The sequence below is a fragment of the Pseudoalteromonas sp. 68 DY56-GL68 genome, from assembly GCF_041414825.1.
In the GTDB taxonomy this organism is placed as follows: Bacteria; Pseudomonadota; Gammaproteobacteria; order Enterobacterales; family Alteromonadaceae; genus Pseudoalteromonas.
Genome location: NZ_JAOCZL010000020.1, coordinates 302,932 through 318,033, shown reverse-complemented (window position 1 = coordinate 318,033; position 15,102 = coordinate 302,932). Strand labels below are relative to the sequence as shown.

Below are 15,102 nucleotides of genomic sequence, written 5' to 3'. Positions count from 1 at the left end.
AATTTATCCTCGCCGATTAACGGTTTACCGAATTTAAAAAGCTTGAGTTGTTTTCGAGGTACGAAAAGAACCACTCAACAACAAAGCCAAATTCTGGAATCAAAATAGAGTTACCCCACCAGTGCGTATTAGGTGCACCGGTAAAAGCATCAAGAAAGAAGAGTAACGCGCTTACGACCAACACGCCACGAAGAGCACCAAACACTATGCCGAATACACGGTCGGTGCCAGATAAACCAGTACGTTGTACAAGCTCACCTAAAATATAGTTTAGTAATCCACCCAACAGGAGTGTCGCAAAGAATAATATGGCTATTGCGGCTGCATTTCTTAAAAGGGGTTCTGAAATACTTGTTAGGAAGGAAGCTAAATATTGGTAAAACAAACTAGAGATGATAAATGCGCCAGCCCATACAGCTAATGACATTGCTTCTTTTACGAAGCCACGTATTAAGCCGATGATAGTGGATAGTGCAATAATGCCAAGTATGGCGTAATCAACCCAGATCATAAGAACCAACTAGTCGTTAATTTGGGGCGCATTCTATACCCAAACCACCTGTGGATGCAAGAATTCAGCATGAGATAAAACGCATTTAGGCAAGGCATTGATTGTAGGGAATGGTGTCCCATTGTCAAAATCAATAACGCAGAATAAATGCGTTTTAGCCATGCCCTTCGGGCGCTTCACAGGGCTTCCACTACTGTGTTGTGGCAACTTGAAAGGTACCTACTGCTGATTACCTCGACCTAAGTTCAAAGCCCTGTGATAGCGATGAAACATGGATCTACCGGTGGTTTGGGTATCCTTTGCCAGATCATTTTGTAATTTCAAACTGAGTAACTTTGCCGTTTAACTTGGTTAACTGCTTTAACTCAGGGAGCTTACTCTCTAACTCTTTCTTGCTAAGTGAAGGACCTACAAAGACTTTTGTCAATGTTCCGTTCGGGGTTTTGATTGGACGCGTAAAGGTTTTAAAGCCGTTCGCTTTAAGCTTTTCAAGTAACGACTTTACATTAGGCGCATGAGAGAAACTACCCAATTGGATTACATAAGCCATTTGCGTGAGGTTTTCTTCTGGCTTACGAGCAGGCTCCGATGTTTTTACTACTGGCTTGGCTGCTTTAACAACTGCAACAGGATCTTGAGTTGATGCTTCAACCATTTTAGGCGCATCATCAAATTGCTCAGTGTGCTCTGCTGTAAGCTCAGCGTCATTCGCTTGTGCATTTTCGACAGGTATTTCAGCAGGCTGCTCTGCAGAGGCAACTTTACTATCAATTTCATCTTGTAAGTCAATCGTTGTGAACTCAGGGCGTTCAGGAATTGCTTTAAAACCTTCTGTATAGTGAACTTTCTCTCCATCCAAAATATTTGGAATAAAGACAATAGCCGCCACAACCACAATGGTGGTCCCTACTAAGCGATTAATAAACCCTGCGTTCACCGAATTCCTCTCTATTTTTTAAAATAGCTGATTGCTGCAGCCACGGTTATAAATGAGCCAAACACAATTACTAAGGTGTTATTGTCTACATTTGGTAATAGTGTGTCTAGCGCAGTTTCAACACTGTCATATTGCGTACTAGGCGCTGTTGATGTCGTTTCAGCCAATGCCTTTGCAAGGTTTTCAACCTTATCGCCGCGAAAACAATCTAAACTGGCTAACGACCACTCATGAACAACATCCGCCACGGCTGACATTGCTGCCACTTTATCTTTATCTGCAAGCATAGCGACTAATGCATGAATTTTAAACCCTTGATCTTTATACACGCTTAATTTACGCGCCAAATAACGGGCCGATTCAGGGTTATGTGCCACATCGGTAAAAATAAGTGGCTGTTCACTTAGCTGCTGAAAACGTCCTTCAACTGTTAAATTAGCTAAACAATCACGTACTTGTTGCTCACCAGGTAGTAAGTCAAGTTTAGCCAATAAGGTCAACGCAGTGGCTGCATTTTGACAAGGGATCGCAGGTTTTGCTAAGCGCAAGTCTTTACCTTTGTACTGCCAATTAAAACCTTCACTGTCTTCAGTGAATTTAAAATCACGGCCAGATAACACCATATCAGCATCAATTTCATTACCGTAATCAGTTACTGTATGTGGAATATCTAAATCACCAACAATTGCGGGTATGTGAGGTCGGAAGATACCTGCTTTATCGTAGCCAACAAGCTCGCGTGTATCACCTAGGTATTCTTTATGGTCTAGATCGATAGTTGTGATCACACACGCATGTGGTGTGACAATATTAGTCGCATCATAGCGACCACCTAAACCCACTTCTAACAATACATAATCAACAGCGTGACGTTTAAAAATTGCCAGTGCACCTAACGTGCCGTACTCAAAATACGTCAGTGGCGTCTCACCACGGCCCTTTTCCAGCATATCGAAAGTATCAACATGGAATTGGTCATCAAGCTCTTGGCCATTAATACGTACGCGTTCGTTATAACGAATTAGGTGTGGAGAAGCATATGTACCCACACTAAAACCTTGTGCTAGTAATAAGCTTTCTAGGCAACGCGCTGTGGTGCCTTTACCATTGGTACCTGCGATTAATATTATTTTGCTCGGTGTATCGAGTAAGCCAATTTGGTTTGCAACGCGAGCAACGCGCTCTAAGCCCATTTCAATATTGGCGGGGTGAACACTTTCTAAATAACAAAGCCAATCATCAAGGCTTGATGATTGGCTAGGAAGGATTTCTGTCATAGCGATTAATCAGTTAAGCTGAAATTTACGCTACTCTATGCTCTTGTTCAGTAGAAGGCAAGTTCATAAATTTCGCTAAGATACGCGCAAGGGTGTCACGCATTTCACGACGGTCAACAATCATGTCGATTGCCCCGTGCTCTAGCAAGAATTCACTGCGTTGGAAACCTTCAGGCAGTGTTTCACGCACTGTTTGCTCGATTACACGAGGGCCGGCAAAGCCAATAAGTGCTTTTGGTTCAGCAACGTTTATATCGCCAAGCATTGCCAGTGACGCAGATACACCACCCATTGTTGGGTCGGTTAATACTGAGATAAACGGTAAGCCTTTTTCGCTCATTTTAGCCAGTGCAGCACTTGTTTTTGCCATTTGCATTAATGACATAAGCGCTTCTTGCATACGTGCACCGCCTGATGCTGAAAAACAAATAAGTGGCATGTTATGCTCTAAACATTGATCTACAGCTTCAACAAAACGAGCGCCGACTACTGACGCCATAGAACCACCCATAAATGAGAACTCAAACGACACCGCAGCAACAGGAATACCTTTTAAGCGTCCTTTAATTGCAACAAGTGCATCTTTCTCGCCACTTACTTTTTGTGCTTGTGTAATGCGGTCAGAGTACTTTTTAGAATCTTTAAACTTTAAAACGTCCTTTGGTTCGTGTTCTGCACCAATTTCTTGACGATCTGCATCATCTAAAAAATTTTCGAGTCGCTTACGAGCACTCAAACGCATATGGTGATCACATTTTGGACATACATTAAGTGACTTTTCTAATTCTGCTTTATATAAAATTGAATCACAGTCTGTACACTTTGCCCAAACCCCTTCTGGGATTTCTTTTCGGCCTGACGATTTAGTCGTTTTAGGTAAGATTTTTTCTAACCAACTCATTTGCAACTCTCTTAATACTGTTCTGTGTCGCAGTCTGTTTAATTGTGAATACTTATTTGTATTTCTGACAACCAATAAACAGACAGATTTTTTCAATTAAAACATGAATTACCCGCAGACGATATAAAAAACTGGTCTTAGTAGTGTACTACCAAGTGTTAACTGTCTGAATCAGGTAAAAACAAAGGCCCTAATGGTGTTTTAGGGAGCTCAAACTGCTCAGGGTAATCCACATCCACTAAATAAAGACCCGCAGCTTTAGCTGTCGCACTGGCTTTGGCTCTCTCTTTTAAATCAAGTAACTCTTTTAACCAAACAGGTTCATGCTTATGTAAACCAATGTCCATCAAGCAACCAGTAATATTACGTACCATGTGATGTAAAAACGCATTGGCTTTAATATCAATGATCACATAATCACCTTGGCGTTTTACCGACAAATGGTGAATAGTACGATTTGCTGTATTTGCTTGGCAATGGAGTGCTCTGAACGACGTAAAGTCGTGCTCACCTATTAAATACTGACAGGCTTGTTGCATTTTAGTTTCGTCTAATGGGTGATGAAAATGAGTAACGCCTTCACTCATAATCGCACCGCGATAGGTATAATTGTATATCACATAACGATAACGGCGTGCTGTCGCACTAAAACGTGCGTGAAAATCTTCAGAAACAGGCTTAGCAAAACGAATAGAAATATCTTTTGGTAGTAAGGTATTCATCCCCATCGTAAACGCGACCATTTCGCGTTCAGCATGAGTATCAAAGTGCACGACTTGGCCTGTACCATGAACACCTGCGTCTGTACGACCCGCACAAACAATCTCAACAGGATGATTACAAATACGCGACAACGCTGTTTCTACTTCTTGCTGTACGCTATTGACGTGTGATTGACGTTGCCAACCACTGTAACGGGCGCCGTTGTATTCTACTCCAAGTGCTACTCGCATAATGATCTATTTACCTAGTGTGCTAAATGACGGGGCATTCTATGCGATCTGCCCGTTCAATAAAAGCCACGAGCGCAGATCACATATTATAAATACTACAGACTAATCCTCTTCGATGTTGTCTTGGCCCTTGGTGCCCTCTTTTGCGCGCAATTTATGGTGAATAGCCGATTTAATCAGCATGTAACCACTGATAGGTGCTGTAATGAGCAAAAAGATAGAAATAAGAATTTCTTTTACACTTACACCATCGTGTGTGAAAGTAAAATAAACCATCGCCGCTATTAACAGTGAGGCCATCCCCAGTGTCGTCGCTTTGGTAGGCCCATGCAGGCGCATAAAAAAATCAGGCATCTTAACCAAACCGATCGAGCCTATCAGAATAAAGCAACCACCAATTAACAATAAGATTGAAACAACCCATTCACTCATCATTTGTTACCTTATTCAATAATATCGCCGCGTAGCAAGTATTTACATACAGCTACCGTACTCACAAAGCCAAGCATCGCAATTAATAAAGCCGCTTCAAAATACAAGTCTGTGTCCATGCTCATACCGTAAAGAATGATCAATGCAATGGTATTTATAAACATGGTATCAAGCGCTAAAATGCGATCTGGAACTGAAGGCCCAATAATAAGGCGCCATAAATTCAATAAAAGAGAAATGGCAATCATTCCATACACAATGAGGAATACCGTATCTAGCATCGGAAAATCTCCTTAAGCGGGGCTTCGTAACGCTGTTTAATCGTATTAATAAGTTCAGCTTCATCAGCTAAATCCAACACATGAATTAGCAAATAACGTTGGTCTATTTCTTCACCTTCTGCAAGCGACTCAGGAATTGGATACACCTCAGCACTGACCGTGCCAGGTGTTAATGATACTGTACTTGCTAATATCGTAATTGGCATATCATGACTTAAATCAAGTGGCACTTTAACAAAGCCTGGGCGTAGCTTTTTAGTTGGCCCAAGGATCAGTAAGGCAACCTGCAAGTTAGCCGTTACAATATCGTACAAGACTAACAATAAATGCCTAAATGCGAGGCCAGGTCGAACAATTAACGGCTGTGGATCACGAAATGGAAAGGTGATCCATGGAATTGTAATTGCAAAGAGTGCAGCAAGCAGTAGATGCCCAGGCGACACACTATTGTTGAGTAATAACCACACTACGAAGAGTAAAACACTGCGAAACGGAGTGGGTAGCCAACGAAAACGAGCTTCTAAACGCATTTAGCGGCCTCCCTGTAGTACATTATTAATACTGCTGTTGATATCGAACAATTGCTCAGATGTCGCAAGCATAAAATCTGAAATTGGACCGGCAAAAATGACCATCAAAGGAGAGCAAACTAACAATAGTAACATCGCCGTGACTTTTAATGGGTGTGCCTTTATACCTTCGACAGCTTCACTTTCTTTGAACTTTCGGTCCCAAAAAAGGCTTGTGCCAGCACGAGAAATAGCAACCAATAAGGCTAAACTTGAAAGTAAGTAAATTGGCCAAAACACCATGCCCTTCTCACTATCTAAGGTACTTTTTAGAATCCAAATTTTACCTACAAAACCAGATAGTGGCGGCATGCCTACCACCGTCAATGCAGCAATTACAAAGCTAATTCCTAATAAAAAAGGTTGTGCAACAGCACGCCCTGCAACAAGACGATCGGCCACTTTTCCACGCTGATGCGCAATCAAATCAGCAAGTAAAAAGAGCACAGCACAAACAATCGTTGAATGAACTAAGTAGTAAAGTAACGCCGCAGTCGCCGCTACATTCTGAATAGCGACTAAGGCAACCAAAGTACCCACGGATACGATCACTAAGTTTGCAATTAGCTTTCTAAAATCTTGGCTTGCAAGAACGCCTATCGAGCCCAGAATGATGGTCGCCAGTGCAAGTCCCCATAACCAAGGTTGTGCCATGTGTGCAAGCTCCCCCGCGTTATCACCAAAGATAACGGTGTACACACGAAGCATGGCATACACACCCACCTTAGTCATGATCGCAAATAAAGCTGCAACAACTGGGGTGGCACTTGCGTAGGTATTAGGTAACCACAAATGTAGTGGTAACAGCGCACCTTTAAGGGCGAAAACGACTATTAGTAGTAAACCACCGATTTTAGCTAAATAAACATCGTCACCTGTTAACTGAGGTACTTTCTGGGCTAAATCAGCAATATTTAAAGTACCCACTACGCCATATAAAACACCAAGTGCAATAAGAAATACACTCGAGCCAATCAGATTTAGAATCACATACTGTAGAGCTGCACGGGTGCTGTGCTTGTCTCCGCCATGCATCAATAATGAATAAGATGCGATTAGCAATACTTCGAAAAATACGAATAGGTTAAATACATCTCCAGTTAAAAATGCACCGTTTACGCCTAAAATTAAGAAGTGAACAAGAGGGTGAAAGAAGCTTCCTTTTTTATCATCACCTGCGCAGCTATATAGCACAACAACCGCACCTAGTAAGCTAGTTAACACTACTAGTAAAGTCGCGAGCCTATCAGCAACCAATACAATACCAAAAGGAGCCGACCAGTCGCCGATGGCATATACCATGGGTGCCGTACTATTTACATGAAGTAGTAAAAATGCACTAACAGCAAGGGTTATAATTGACATTAATACCGACATCACACGGCGAATATGAAGATTCTTACCGCATGGAGGCATAAGTAAAATAATGCCTGTCAGCATGGGAATTAAGATAGGTAAAGAAGCTAAATGCTGAATCATTTTCGCTCCTTTGAAGACTTAACTAAATGTCCATCAACATGATCATTACCCAAATCGGCACGACCACGAATTGACAAAATAACGACAAAAGCGGTCATTGCAAAACCGATTACAATAGCCGTTAACACTAAAGCTTGAGGGAGTGGATCTGCATACTCACTGGCACTGCCCAAAACCGCCGCTTTATTAATTGTTAATCGTCCTGATGAAAACAAGAATAGGTTTACCGCATAAGACAGCATGGTTAAACCTAACACGACCGGAAAGGTTCGCGCTCTTAAAATTAAATAAATGCCGCATGCAACCAGCACGCCCACGCATGATGCGTACAATACTTCCATTAAATATTTACCTCTTGCTTGGGTGTATTAGCCGTTAGTTTTCCTAAACTAGCTAAAATCATCAGCGTTGCACCTACAACAGTTAAATACACACCTAAATCAAATACGATAGCGCTGGCAAGCTCTGTTTTGCCAACTAACGGTATATCAAAATAATCAAACCACGTTGTTAAGAATGGACGACCAAATGCCCAGCTTCCAACACCTGTGAATAAAGCGATAGCAATGCCCGATGCGATAATCTTACGGTAATTCACATCAAACCGCTCTGCTATCCAATTAGAGCCATTCGCCATGTACTGTAATATAAATGCAATGGCTGTGACTAAGCCTGCAATAAATCCACCGCCTGGTAAATTGTGGCCTCGTAAAAAGATATATGCAGAAACTAACAGTGCCAAAGGTAATAAGCTTTGTGAAATACTTGCAAGAAGAATTGGATAACGCTCTCTCGCCCACGGACGCCCTTCACTATCACTTGCAGGCATAAATAAAGGTAAATTGATAAGCAATTTATAAATACCTAACGCGGCTATACCTAAAACGGTGATTTCACCTAAGGTGTCAAAACCCCTAAAGTCGACTAGAATAACGTTCACCACGTTTGTACCACCACCGCCAGTTTTAGCATTGGCAACAAAGAAGTCAGAAATTGACTCAAGTGGTCTTGTTAATAGCGCATAACAAATACTCGCAACTACCACACCTATAGCCGACGAAATCCCCAGATCACGTAAAATACGTAATGAGCTTGACTCTTTTGGGGTACGTTGTGGTAAGAAGAATAGTGCTAGCATCAGTAGCATTACAGTGACAACTTCAACCGTTAACTGAGTCAGTGCTAAATCTGGCGCAGAGAATCGGGTGAAAGCAACAGACACCATCAGGCCTACGATTGAAATCATGATTAAAGATATCATCCGTGAACGATGCCAAAATACGGTTGCTAATGCACCAATAATCAACAAGCCTGCGCCAATGGCATTATGAAAATCAATGGGCGTTAGCTCACTGGCACCAGCAAGTTGACGCATTTCAAACAAAGGCCATCCAGCGCACAGTAAAACAACCGTAATCATGACAAAAGCGTAGCGTTGCAACGAGCCATTTTCGATATGGTTTATCTTCTCTTGTGACCACTTGATCACACGATATAACCCACCCTCAAAACCTTTTTTCGCACTGATTGTTGGCAGTGATGCTTGGAACTGGAACAAATACTTACGCTGTACATAAATCAGTATCCCGCAGCACGTTGCAATAAAGCTCATTAACAGAGGTAGGTTAAATCCATGCCAAACAGATAATTTATAATCTGGTGCAGCATCACCCAGTACAGCGTAGGATGCTGAGGCCAAAATATCACTGACGGAAAAGTGAGGGAACATACCGACCAATAAACACAATACCACTAAAATTTCGATAGGTACGCGCATGTAGCGCGGCGGTTCGTGGGGCTCTTTTGGTAAATCAATCGGATCACCATTGAAGAAAACATCATGTATAAAGCGTGCTGAGTACGCTACAGACAAGGCACCCGCTAAAGTTGCTAATACAGGAATAAGCCAAGACATAGAGCCTAGTACTTGCTGATGTAAGGTTTCAGCAAAAAACATTTCTTTTGATAAGAAACCATTTAATAGAGGCACTCCTGCCATAGAAGCTGCGGCCACCATAGCAAGTGTTGCTGTATATGGCATAAAACGCCACATCCCATTTAACTTACGCATATCACGGGTGCCAGTTTCATGGTCAATAATACCCGTAGCCATAAACAGTGACGCTTTAAATATCGCGTGATTAATAATGTGGAAAATAGCTGCCACAGTTGCAAGTTCGGTATCTAAACCTAATAGCAAAGTAATTAGACCCAAGTGACTGATGGTAGAGTAAGCAAGCAGTCCTTTTAAGTCATGTTTAAATAACGCAATGTAAGCACCAACAAGCAAAGTCGATAAACCTGTCATCGCAACTAAAATAAACCACGTATCCGTACCTGATAGTGCAGGATAGAATCGCGCAAGCAAAAATATACCGGCTTTAACCATGGTTGCTGAGTGTAAGTATGCACTAACGGGTGTCGGTGCAGCCATAGCATGAGGTAGCCAGAAATGAAAAGGAAACTGCGCAGACTTAGTAAATGCACCTAATAATATAAGTACCAGACCAACTTCATATAAGTCGTGTGATTGAATTAATGCCTTACTAGCAAGAATAACATCAAGGTTATAGCTACCAACGATATCACCAATTAAAAGTAAACCCGCTAATAACGCAAGACCGCCCGCTCCCGTAATTGCTAGCGCCATTCTTGCACCTTTACGCGCTTCTGACTTATGCCACCAATAACTAATTAATAAGAACGAGCTAATACTTGTTAATTCCCAAAATAGCCATAGTTGAATGACATTGTTAGACATCACAATGCCAACCATGGCCGTCATAAATAGCATAAGGTAACAATATAACTTGGGCAGCGAATCGTTATTACTTAAGTAATAGCGTGCATAGAAAATGACTAAGGTACCAATACCCAAAATCATATAAAGGAATAATAAACTTAACCCGTCAAGTCGAAATGAGACTTGCATATTCAACAGTGGGATCCACTCTGCTGTATAGCGGATAGTTTCACCAGAAAAAACGGCTGGTGTATAGGAAAATACGATTCCAAGAGCAATCAAAGGCGCTAACATGGTCAAAGCAGTACTTTGATTACGTGTTAGTTTTGAAGTGCAGGATGAAATAACACTGCCAATCAAGGATAACAGGGGTATCCAGAGCAAAGTCATAATAAGGAGCCTTTTAGTGTCATAAGAATATCAATACCGCTGCTAGTTATAATTAGTTGCGTACTGTTCATTTGGATGGTTAAAGGTTGGCTTCAAAAAAAGCTTACAATGCGTATAGTTATACTGATTGGGTGCTATTTTGTCTATAGGAGACACACCTATTCGGCCAACTTTTAACCACTTTACGTATTAAAATAGCAATAAATAAGCGATTAGTCAGAAAATTCTTTAGAGCTTAAAGCTGTTGTTATTACAGGCTTTACACCAATAAAGGCAAAATAATCAGCGTACCTTACTGGCTTTGTTAAGGGGGAGTTAATTTGTTTTAACCAAAGTTGGCGATATTGTTCAGATAATCCCACCTTTTGGTATTGCATTATTGACCAATTTAAACTGGGTTTATAAGCCATTTGGTTTTTGCAAGCCACGCTTTTCTGCCATCCATTTGGCGGCAAACTGTTTCTTGCAATAAATAAATTAGGTGCCACTAGCCCTTCTTGCTGGCACAGCCATTGCTGTTTTTTTTCTGGCAATGGGTATTCATCCTCAAAACCATTAAAGTGCATTAGCTCATGCAAAAATACTGCGTATGATTGGGATGAATTAATATGCATAATACCACCTTGTACGTTTGCACTCCCCTCTTTCGACATCATGACAATAAAGTCAAAACCAGCTGGCCATGTGTGATTTTCTGCTTTTCTCCAGTCACATTGCAATGCGTTATTATTTTCCTCGCAGCGATATTGATTGCCTACATAAACAACATCGCTAAAACAAAAGCTATTAATAGCAGGCTCTGGACTAGACTGATATTGGCCTTTAAAAGATTGTAAAGCAGCAATACCATCTTTATGGTCCGCCATCATTAACACATTAAAATGACATATTGGATTGGTTGTAACAGCGTCTAACGACAAGGAAAAATTATGTAAATTGGCATACTCGGTTGTTATTTTGGTGGTGGGCATGCTTTGTTGTAAAAACCATGTTTGCTTAGCATCGCCATCAGGTAATCGATTTGTCTTCCATAATGACTCTAGAGCACTCCACTGCTCGTTTATGACTAATTGCTTTGCGAGGTTTTGCTGCTGTTTCAAGTCAAAAGAGTCAAACTGTGTTTGCCACCACAATTGCGCCGCAGAAAAATTACCTTGCTGTAAAAAACGTAAAGCTAGCTGATATTTGGCATCTGTGTTATCAAACTCAGCCAAATGACGAAGTTGCGAAGTGCTAAGTCTAGCTAATTGTGTATTAACAACATGAGGCGCTAAATAATAAATAGCTGCTGTTTGGGAAGGTGCTTTGCTAATATAATAAAGATAAGACGGTGAAAAGTAGGATACTGAGCTTGAAAGTCCGCACAAACTCAGTAATAACCCTACTAACAAGTATTGATTAGCTCGCGTCTTCACCAGCCATTAACTCAAGCTCTAAGCGTGCGTACTTATACTCAACAAACTCATGCACATTAGTAGAAAGGGCTAATCGAAAGTAATCGGCAGCGAGGTATTTATCACCCGCAGCTTGATGTAATTTAGCTAAATAAAAATAGGCTTCACATAAACGATGAGCATACTCTTGCTCTGACGTTACGCCTTCGATAATACCCGATAAAAATTCAAATTCGCTAATATCGCCCAAATAAAGTGCTAAAAGTTGATAACCCCATTGCGACTCATCAACCCCTTGTGCATTCGCTTTAAGATCAATCAACGCTTGCTCTTTATTTGCTTCAGCTTGGGCGAGATACAACCAAAGCACACGATAAGGATCACTCGGCGCTCGATTTAGAAACTGTTGTAAATCATCTGCAGCCAGTAATGGACGCTCACCATAATAAAGCGCAATACCACGGTTTAAATAGGCATATTCGTGCTGCTCATTTAACTCGAGAGCTGAATCAAAAAACTCATACGCTTGCTCGTATTGCTGCATCAGTGTGTGGTGAATACCCAAAAAATTATAGACTTCAGCAAGATCAGGTTTAAGCTTTATAGCACGATTAAAGTCTATTCGTGCCAATGTTGACATCCCTAAGCTATCAAATAACACACCGCGATCGTAATATAGTTTTGCTTGTTGCTCAGGGCTTAAATCTGTTCGGCTCAATAACTCAGAATAGCGAGCAATCGTAATTTCGTTGCGAAAATCAGAGGCCAACGGTGCCGTGAACGGCACATTTACGATAGGCAAAGACTCAGATTGTGACGTTGTTTGACATGCACTTAGAGAAAAAAGAGCCACGGCGGTCAATGCTAAGTGTTTAAAATTCATTAAAATCCTTAATACCTGAAGAATGCTCTGTAGACAAAGTCGAAGCTGATAGGTTTCATTAAAGCATAAAAAAAGGGGCTAAACAGCCCCTTTTTCTGATATCCAGCAAATTACTGGTTATTCAATCATTATTCAGCGTCTTTTGGCTCTTCTGCTTTTTCTTCAGCAGCTGGTTCCATCGCTTCTTTAATGCTTAGACGTACACGACCTTGGCGATCTACTTCAAGAACTTTAACTTTAACCTCTTGGCCTTCGCTTAAATGGTCAGTTACGTTGTTAACACGCTCTGTGCTGATTTGTGAAATGTGCACTAGACCGTCTTTACCCGGAAGGATATTAACGAACGCACCAAAATCAACGATACGTACAACTTTACCCGTGTAGATAGTACCTACTTCTAGCTCAGCAGTTAGTTGCTCGATACGCTTGATTGCATCGTTTGCGCTAATGCCGTCAGTTGCAGCGATCTTGATTGTACCGTCATCTTCGATTTCGATCGTTGTGCCAGTTTCTTCAGTAAGTTGACGGATAGTTGCGCCACCTTTACCGATAACTTCAGCAATTTTCTTCGCAGGGATTTGCATTGTGTAGATGCGTGGTGCGAATTGAGATAACTCTTCAGAAGGTGCTGCAATCGCCTCGTCCATAACACCTAAGATGTGTAGACGTGCTGCTTTCGCTTGTTTAAGAGCGATTTGCATGATTTCTTTAGTGATACCTTCGATCTTGATATCCATTTGTAGTGCAGTGATACCGTTTGAAGTACCCGCTACTTTAAAGTCCATGTCACCTAAGTGATCTTCATCACCTAAGATATCAGAAAGAACAACGAAATCTTCGCCTTCTTTTACTAGACCCATCGCAATACCAGCAACAGATGCTTTAATTGGTACACCGGCATTCATAAGTGCTAGTGATGTACCACATACTGATGCCATAGACGATGAACCGTTTGATTCAGTGATTTCTGATACTACACGGATTGAGTATGGGAAGTCAGTAAGTGTAGGTAGTACCGCAGCGATACCACGCTTAGCTAGGTTACCGTGACCAATTTCACGACGCTTAGGAGAGCCTACAAAACCTGTTTCACCCACGCAGAACGGAGGGAAGTTGTAGTGAAGCATGAAGTGATGCTTGTTAGTACCTGTTAAGTCGTCGATTAACTGTGAATCACGCTCAGTACCAAGCGTTGCAGTCACAAGTGCTTGTGTCTCACCACGCGTGAAGATTGCAGAACCGTGAGTACGTGGTAACACACCCGTCATTACGTCTAGTGCACGAACCATATCCGGTTCACGACCATCGATACGTTTTTCACCAGCGATGATACGGCCACGAACGATTTCTTTTTCTAAAGAACCGAATAGTTTACCAACTTCTTGCGTATCTAGCTCTTCGCCTTCAGCAAGTTCAGCTGTTAATGTAGCAACGACTTCTTCTTTCGCTACACCTAGTGCTTCTTTACGCGCTACTTTGTCAGTGATGCGGTATGCTTCACCTACTTTATCAGCAGCAATTGCAGAGATTTTCTCAGCAAGTGTGATGTTTTTCTCTGGTGCAGTCCAATCCCAAGCTGGTTTACCCGCTTCAGCTTTGAATTCGTTGATTGCGTTGATGATAGCTTGAGATTGCTCATGACCATAAACAACCGCACCTAACATCACGTCTTCAGATAGTGTTTCAGCTTCTGATTCAACCATAAGTACTGCGTTATCAGTACCAGCAACAACTAGGTCTAATTGGCTTTCTTCAAGCTCAGCTAGTGTTGGGTTAAGTACGTATTCACCGTTGATGAAACCAACACGCGATGCACCGATAGGACCATTGAATGGAATACCAGAGATAGCAAGTGCTGCTGAAGTACCAATCATAGCAACCATGTCAGGTTGGATTTCTGGGTTAACAGAAACAACTGTCGCGATTACTTGTACTTCGTTTACGAAACCGTCTGGGAAAAGTGGACGGATTGGACGGTCGATTAGACGCGCGATAAGCGTTTCGCCATCGTTAGGACGACCTTCACGCTTAAGGAAACCACCTGGGATACGACCCGCAGCGTACATACGCTCTTGGTAGTTAACTGTTAGTGGGAAGAAGTCTTGACCTGGTTGTGCATCACGCTTACCAACAACAGTAACTAATACTGAAGTATCGCCAATGCTTGCTAGTACTGCGCCGTCAGCTTGACGAGCGATAGCACCTGTTTCTAGCGTCACTGTATGTTGACCTAGTTGAAATTCTTTAATAATTGCTTGCACTTAAAAATGTCCTTTAAATGTAAAAGCAACTCAGAGCAGTGCTCCGAATTGGTAAAAAATAGTCCATCAAAGTACCAATTACAGTACTTAA

Annotated in this window: 14 protein-coding genes; all 14 read right to left on the bottom strand. The window is 41.7% G+C overall.

The window, feature by feature from the left end; all coding sequences use genetic code 11:
- Nucleotides 1-16 precede the first annotated feature (16 nt).
- Entirely contained in the window at nt 17-511 is a 495-nt protein-coding gene (locus tag NYF15_RS13310) for a CvpA family protein (protein WP_036969851.1), read from the bottom strand.
- Between the two features lie 307 nt (nt 512-818).
- Nucleotides 819-1,448: an SPOR domain-containing protein gene (locus tag NYF15_RS13305; RefSeq protein ID WP_371353812.1), complete on the bottom strand. Its 630-nt coding sequence runs from the start codon at nt 1,446-1,448 to the stop codon at nt 819-821.
- 11 nt (nt 1,449-1,459) lie between these two features.
- Nucleotides 1,460-2,725 (bottom strand): bifunctional tetrahydrofolate synthase/dihydrofolate synthase, encoded by a 1,266-nt coding sequence (folC, locus tag NYF15_RS13300; protein WP_371353811.1) that lies wholly within the window; start codon nt 2,723-2,725, stop codon nt 1,460-1,462.
- Between the two features lie 25 nt (nt 2,726-2,750).
- Nucleotides 2,751-3,626 (bottom strand): acetyl-CoA carboxylase, carboxyltransferase subunit beta, encoded by an 876-nt coding sequence (accD, locus tag NYF15_RS13295; protein WP_130150560.1) that lies wholly within the window; start codon nt 3,624-3,626, stop codon nt 2,751-2,753.
- 158 nt (nt 3,627-3,784) lie between these two features.
- Entirely contained in the window at nt 3,785-4,579 is a 795-nt protein-coding gene (truA, locus tag NYF15_RS13290) for a tRNA pseudouridine(38-40) synthase TruA (RefSeq protein WP_371353810.1), read from the bottom strand.
- A 102-nt stretch (nt 4,580-4,681) separates the two neighbouring features.
- Nucleotides 4,682-5,014, bottom strand: a complete 333-nt coding sequence (locus NYF15_RS13285) for a Na+/H+ antiporter subunit G (protein ID WP_062569833.1) — start codon at nt 5,012-5,014, stop codon at nt 4,682-4,684.
- 8 nt (nt 5,015-5,022) lie between these two features.
- Entirely contained in the window at nt 5,023-5,292 is a 270-nt protein-coding gene (locus tag NYF15_RS13280) for a K+/H+ antiporter subunit F (RefSeq protein ID WP_062569832.1), read from the bottom strand.
- Nucleotides 5,286-5,822: a Na+/H+ antiporter subunit E gene (locus tag NYF15_RS13275; RefSeq protein ID WP_371353809.1), complete on the bottom strand. Its 537-nt coding sequence runs from the start codon at nt 5,820-5,822 to the stop codon at nt 5,286-5,288. The genes NYF15_RS13280 and NYF15_RS13275 overlap by 7 nt, the downstream gene beginning before the upstream one ends.
- Nucleotides 5,823-7,340 carry a monovalent cation/H+ antiporter subunit D gene (locus NYF15_RS13270; RefSeq protein ID WP_341803035.1) on the bottom strand — a complete coding sequence of 506 codons (1,518 nt, stop codon included), beginning with the start codon at nt 7,338-7,340 and terminating at the stop codon, nt 5,823-5,825.
- Nucleotides 7,337-7,681: a Na+/H+ antiporter subunit C gene (locus NYF15_RS13265; protein WP_062569829.1), complete on the bottom strand. Its 345-nt coding sequence runs from the start codon at nt 7,679-7,681 to the stop codon at nt 7,337-7,339. The genes NYF15_RS13270 and NYF15_RS13265 overlap by 4 nt, the downstream gene beginning before the upstream one ends.
- Nucleotides 7,681-10,473 (bottom strand): monovalent cation/H+ antiporter subunit A, encoded by a 2,793-nt coding sequence (locus NYF15_RS13260; RefSeq protein WP_371353808.1) that lies wholly within the window; start codon nt 10,471-10,473, stop codon nt 7,681-7,683. The genes NYF15_RS13265 and NYF15_RS13260 overlap by 1 nt, the downstream gene beginning before the upstream one ends.
- A gap of 212 nt (nt 10,474-10,685) precedes the next feature.
- Nucleotides 10,686-11,888 carry a hypothetical protein gene (locus NYF15_RS13255; protein ID WP_371353807.1) on the bottom strand — a complete coding sequence of 401 codons (1,203 nt, stop codon included), beginning with the start codon at nt 11,886-11,888 and terminating at the stop codon, nt 10,686-10,688.
- Complete coding sequence (gene nlpI, locus NYF15_RS13250) at nt 11,872-12,750, bottom strand: lipoprotein NlpI (protein WP_130150555.1); 879 nt, start codon at nt 12,748-12,750, stop codon at nt 11,872-11,874. Before nlpI ends, NYF15_RS13255 begins: the two co-directional genes overlap by 17 nt.
- A gap of 128 nt (nt 12,751-12,878) precedes the next feature.
- Nucleotides 12,879-15,011 carry a polyribonucleotide nucleotidyltransferase gene (gene pnp / locus NYF15_RS13245; protein ID WP_371353806.1) on the bottom strand — a complete coding sequence of 711 codons (2,133 nt, stop codon included), beginning with the start codon at nt 15,009-15,011 and terminating at the stop codon, nt 12,879-12,881.
- Nucleotides 15,012-15,102: the final 91 nt, after the last annotated feature.

Excerpts from the sequence above, each read along its gene's own strand:
- NYF15_RS13265 (WP_062569829.1), bottom strand. The coding sequence starts at position 7,681 with ATGGAAGTATTGTACGCATCATGCGTGGGCGTGCTGGTTGCATGCGGC.
- NYF15_RS13285 (WP_062569833.1), bottom strand. The coding sequence starts at position 5,014 with ATGATGAGTGAATGGGTTGTTTCAATCTTATTGTTAATTGGTGGTTGC.
- NYF15_RS13280 (WP_062569832.1), bottom strand. The coding sequence starts at position 5,292 with ATGCTAGATACGGTATTCCTCATTGTGTATGGAATGATTGCCATTTCT.
- accD (WP_130150560.1), bottom strand. The coding sequence starts at position 3,626 with ATGAGTTGGTTAGAAAAAATCTTACCTAAAACGACTAAATCGTCAGGC.
- folC (WP_371353811.1), bottom strand. The coding sequence starts at position 2,725 with ATGACAGAAATCCTTCCTAGCCAATCATCAAGCCTTGATGATTGGCTT.
- NYF15_RS13310 (WP_036969851.1), bottom strand. The coding sequence starts at position 511 with ATGATCTGGGTTGATTACGCCATACTTGGCATTATTGCACTATCCACT.
- NYF15_RS13260 (WP_371353808.1), bottom strand. The coding sequence starts at position 10,473 with ATGACTTTGCTCTGGATACCCCTGTTATCCTTGATTGGCAGTGTTATT.
- NYF15_RS13270 (WP_341803035.1), bottom strand. The coding sequence starts at position 7,340 with ATGATTCAGCATTTAGCTTCTTTACCTATCTTAATTCCCATGCTGACA.
- nlpI (WP_130150555.1), bottom strand. The coding sequence starts at position 12,750 with ATGAATTTTAAACACTTAGCATTGACCGCCGTGGCTCTTTTTTCTCTA.
- NYF15_RS13275 (WP_371353809.1), bottom strand. The coding sequence starts at position 5,822 with ATGCGTTTAGAAGCTCGTTTTCGTTGGCTACCCACTCCGTTTCGCAGT.
- truA (WP_371353810.1), bottom strand. The coding sequence starts at position 4,579 with ATGCGAGTAGCACTTGGAGTAGAATACAACGGCGCCCGTTACAGTGGT.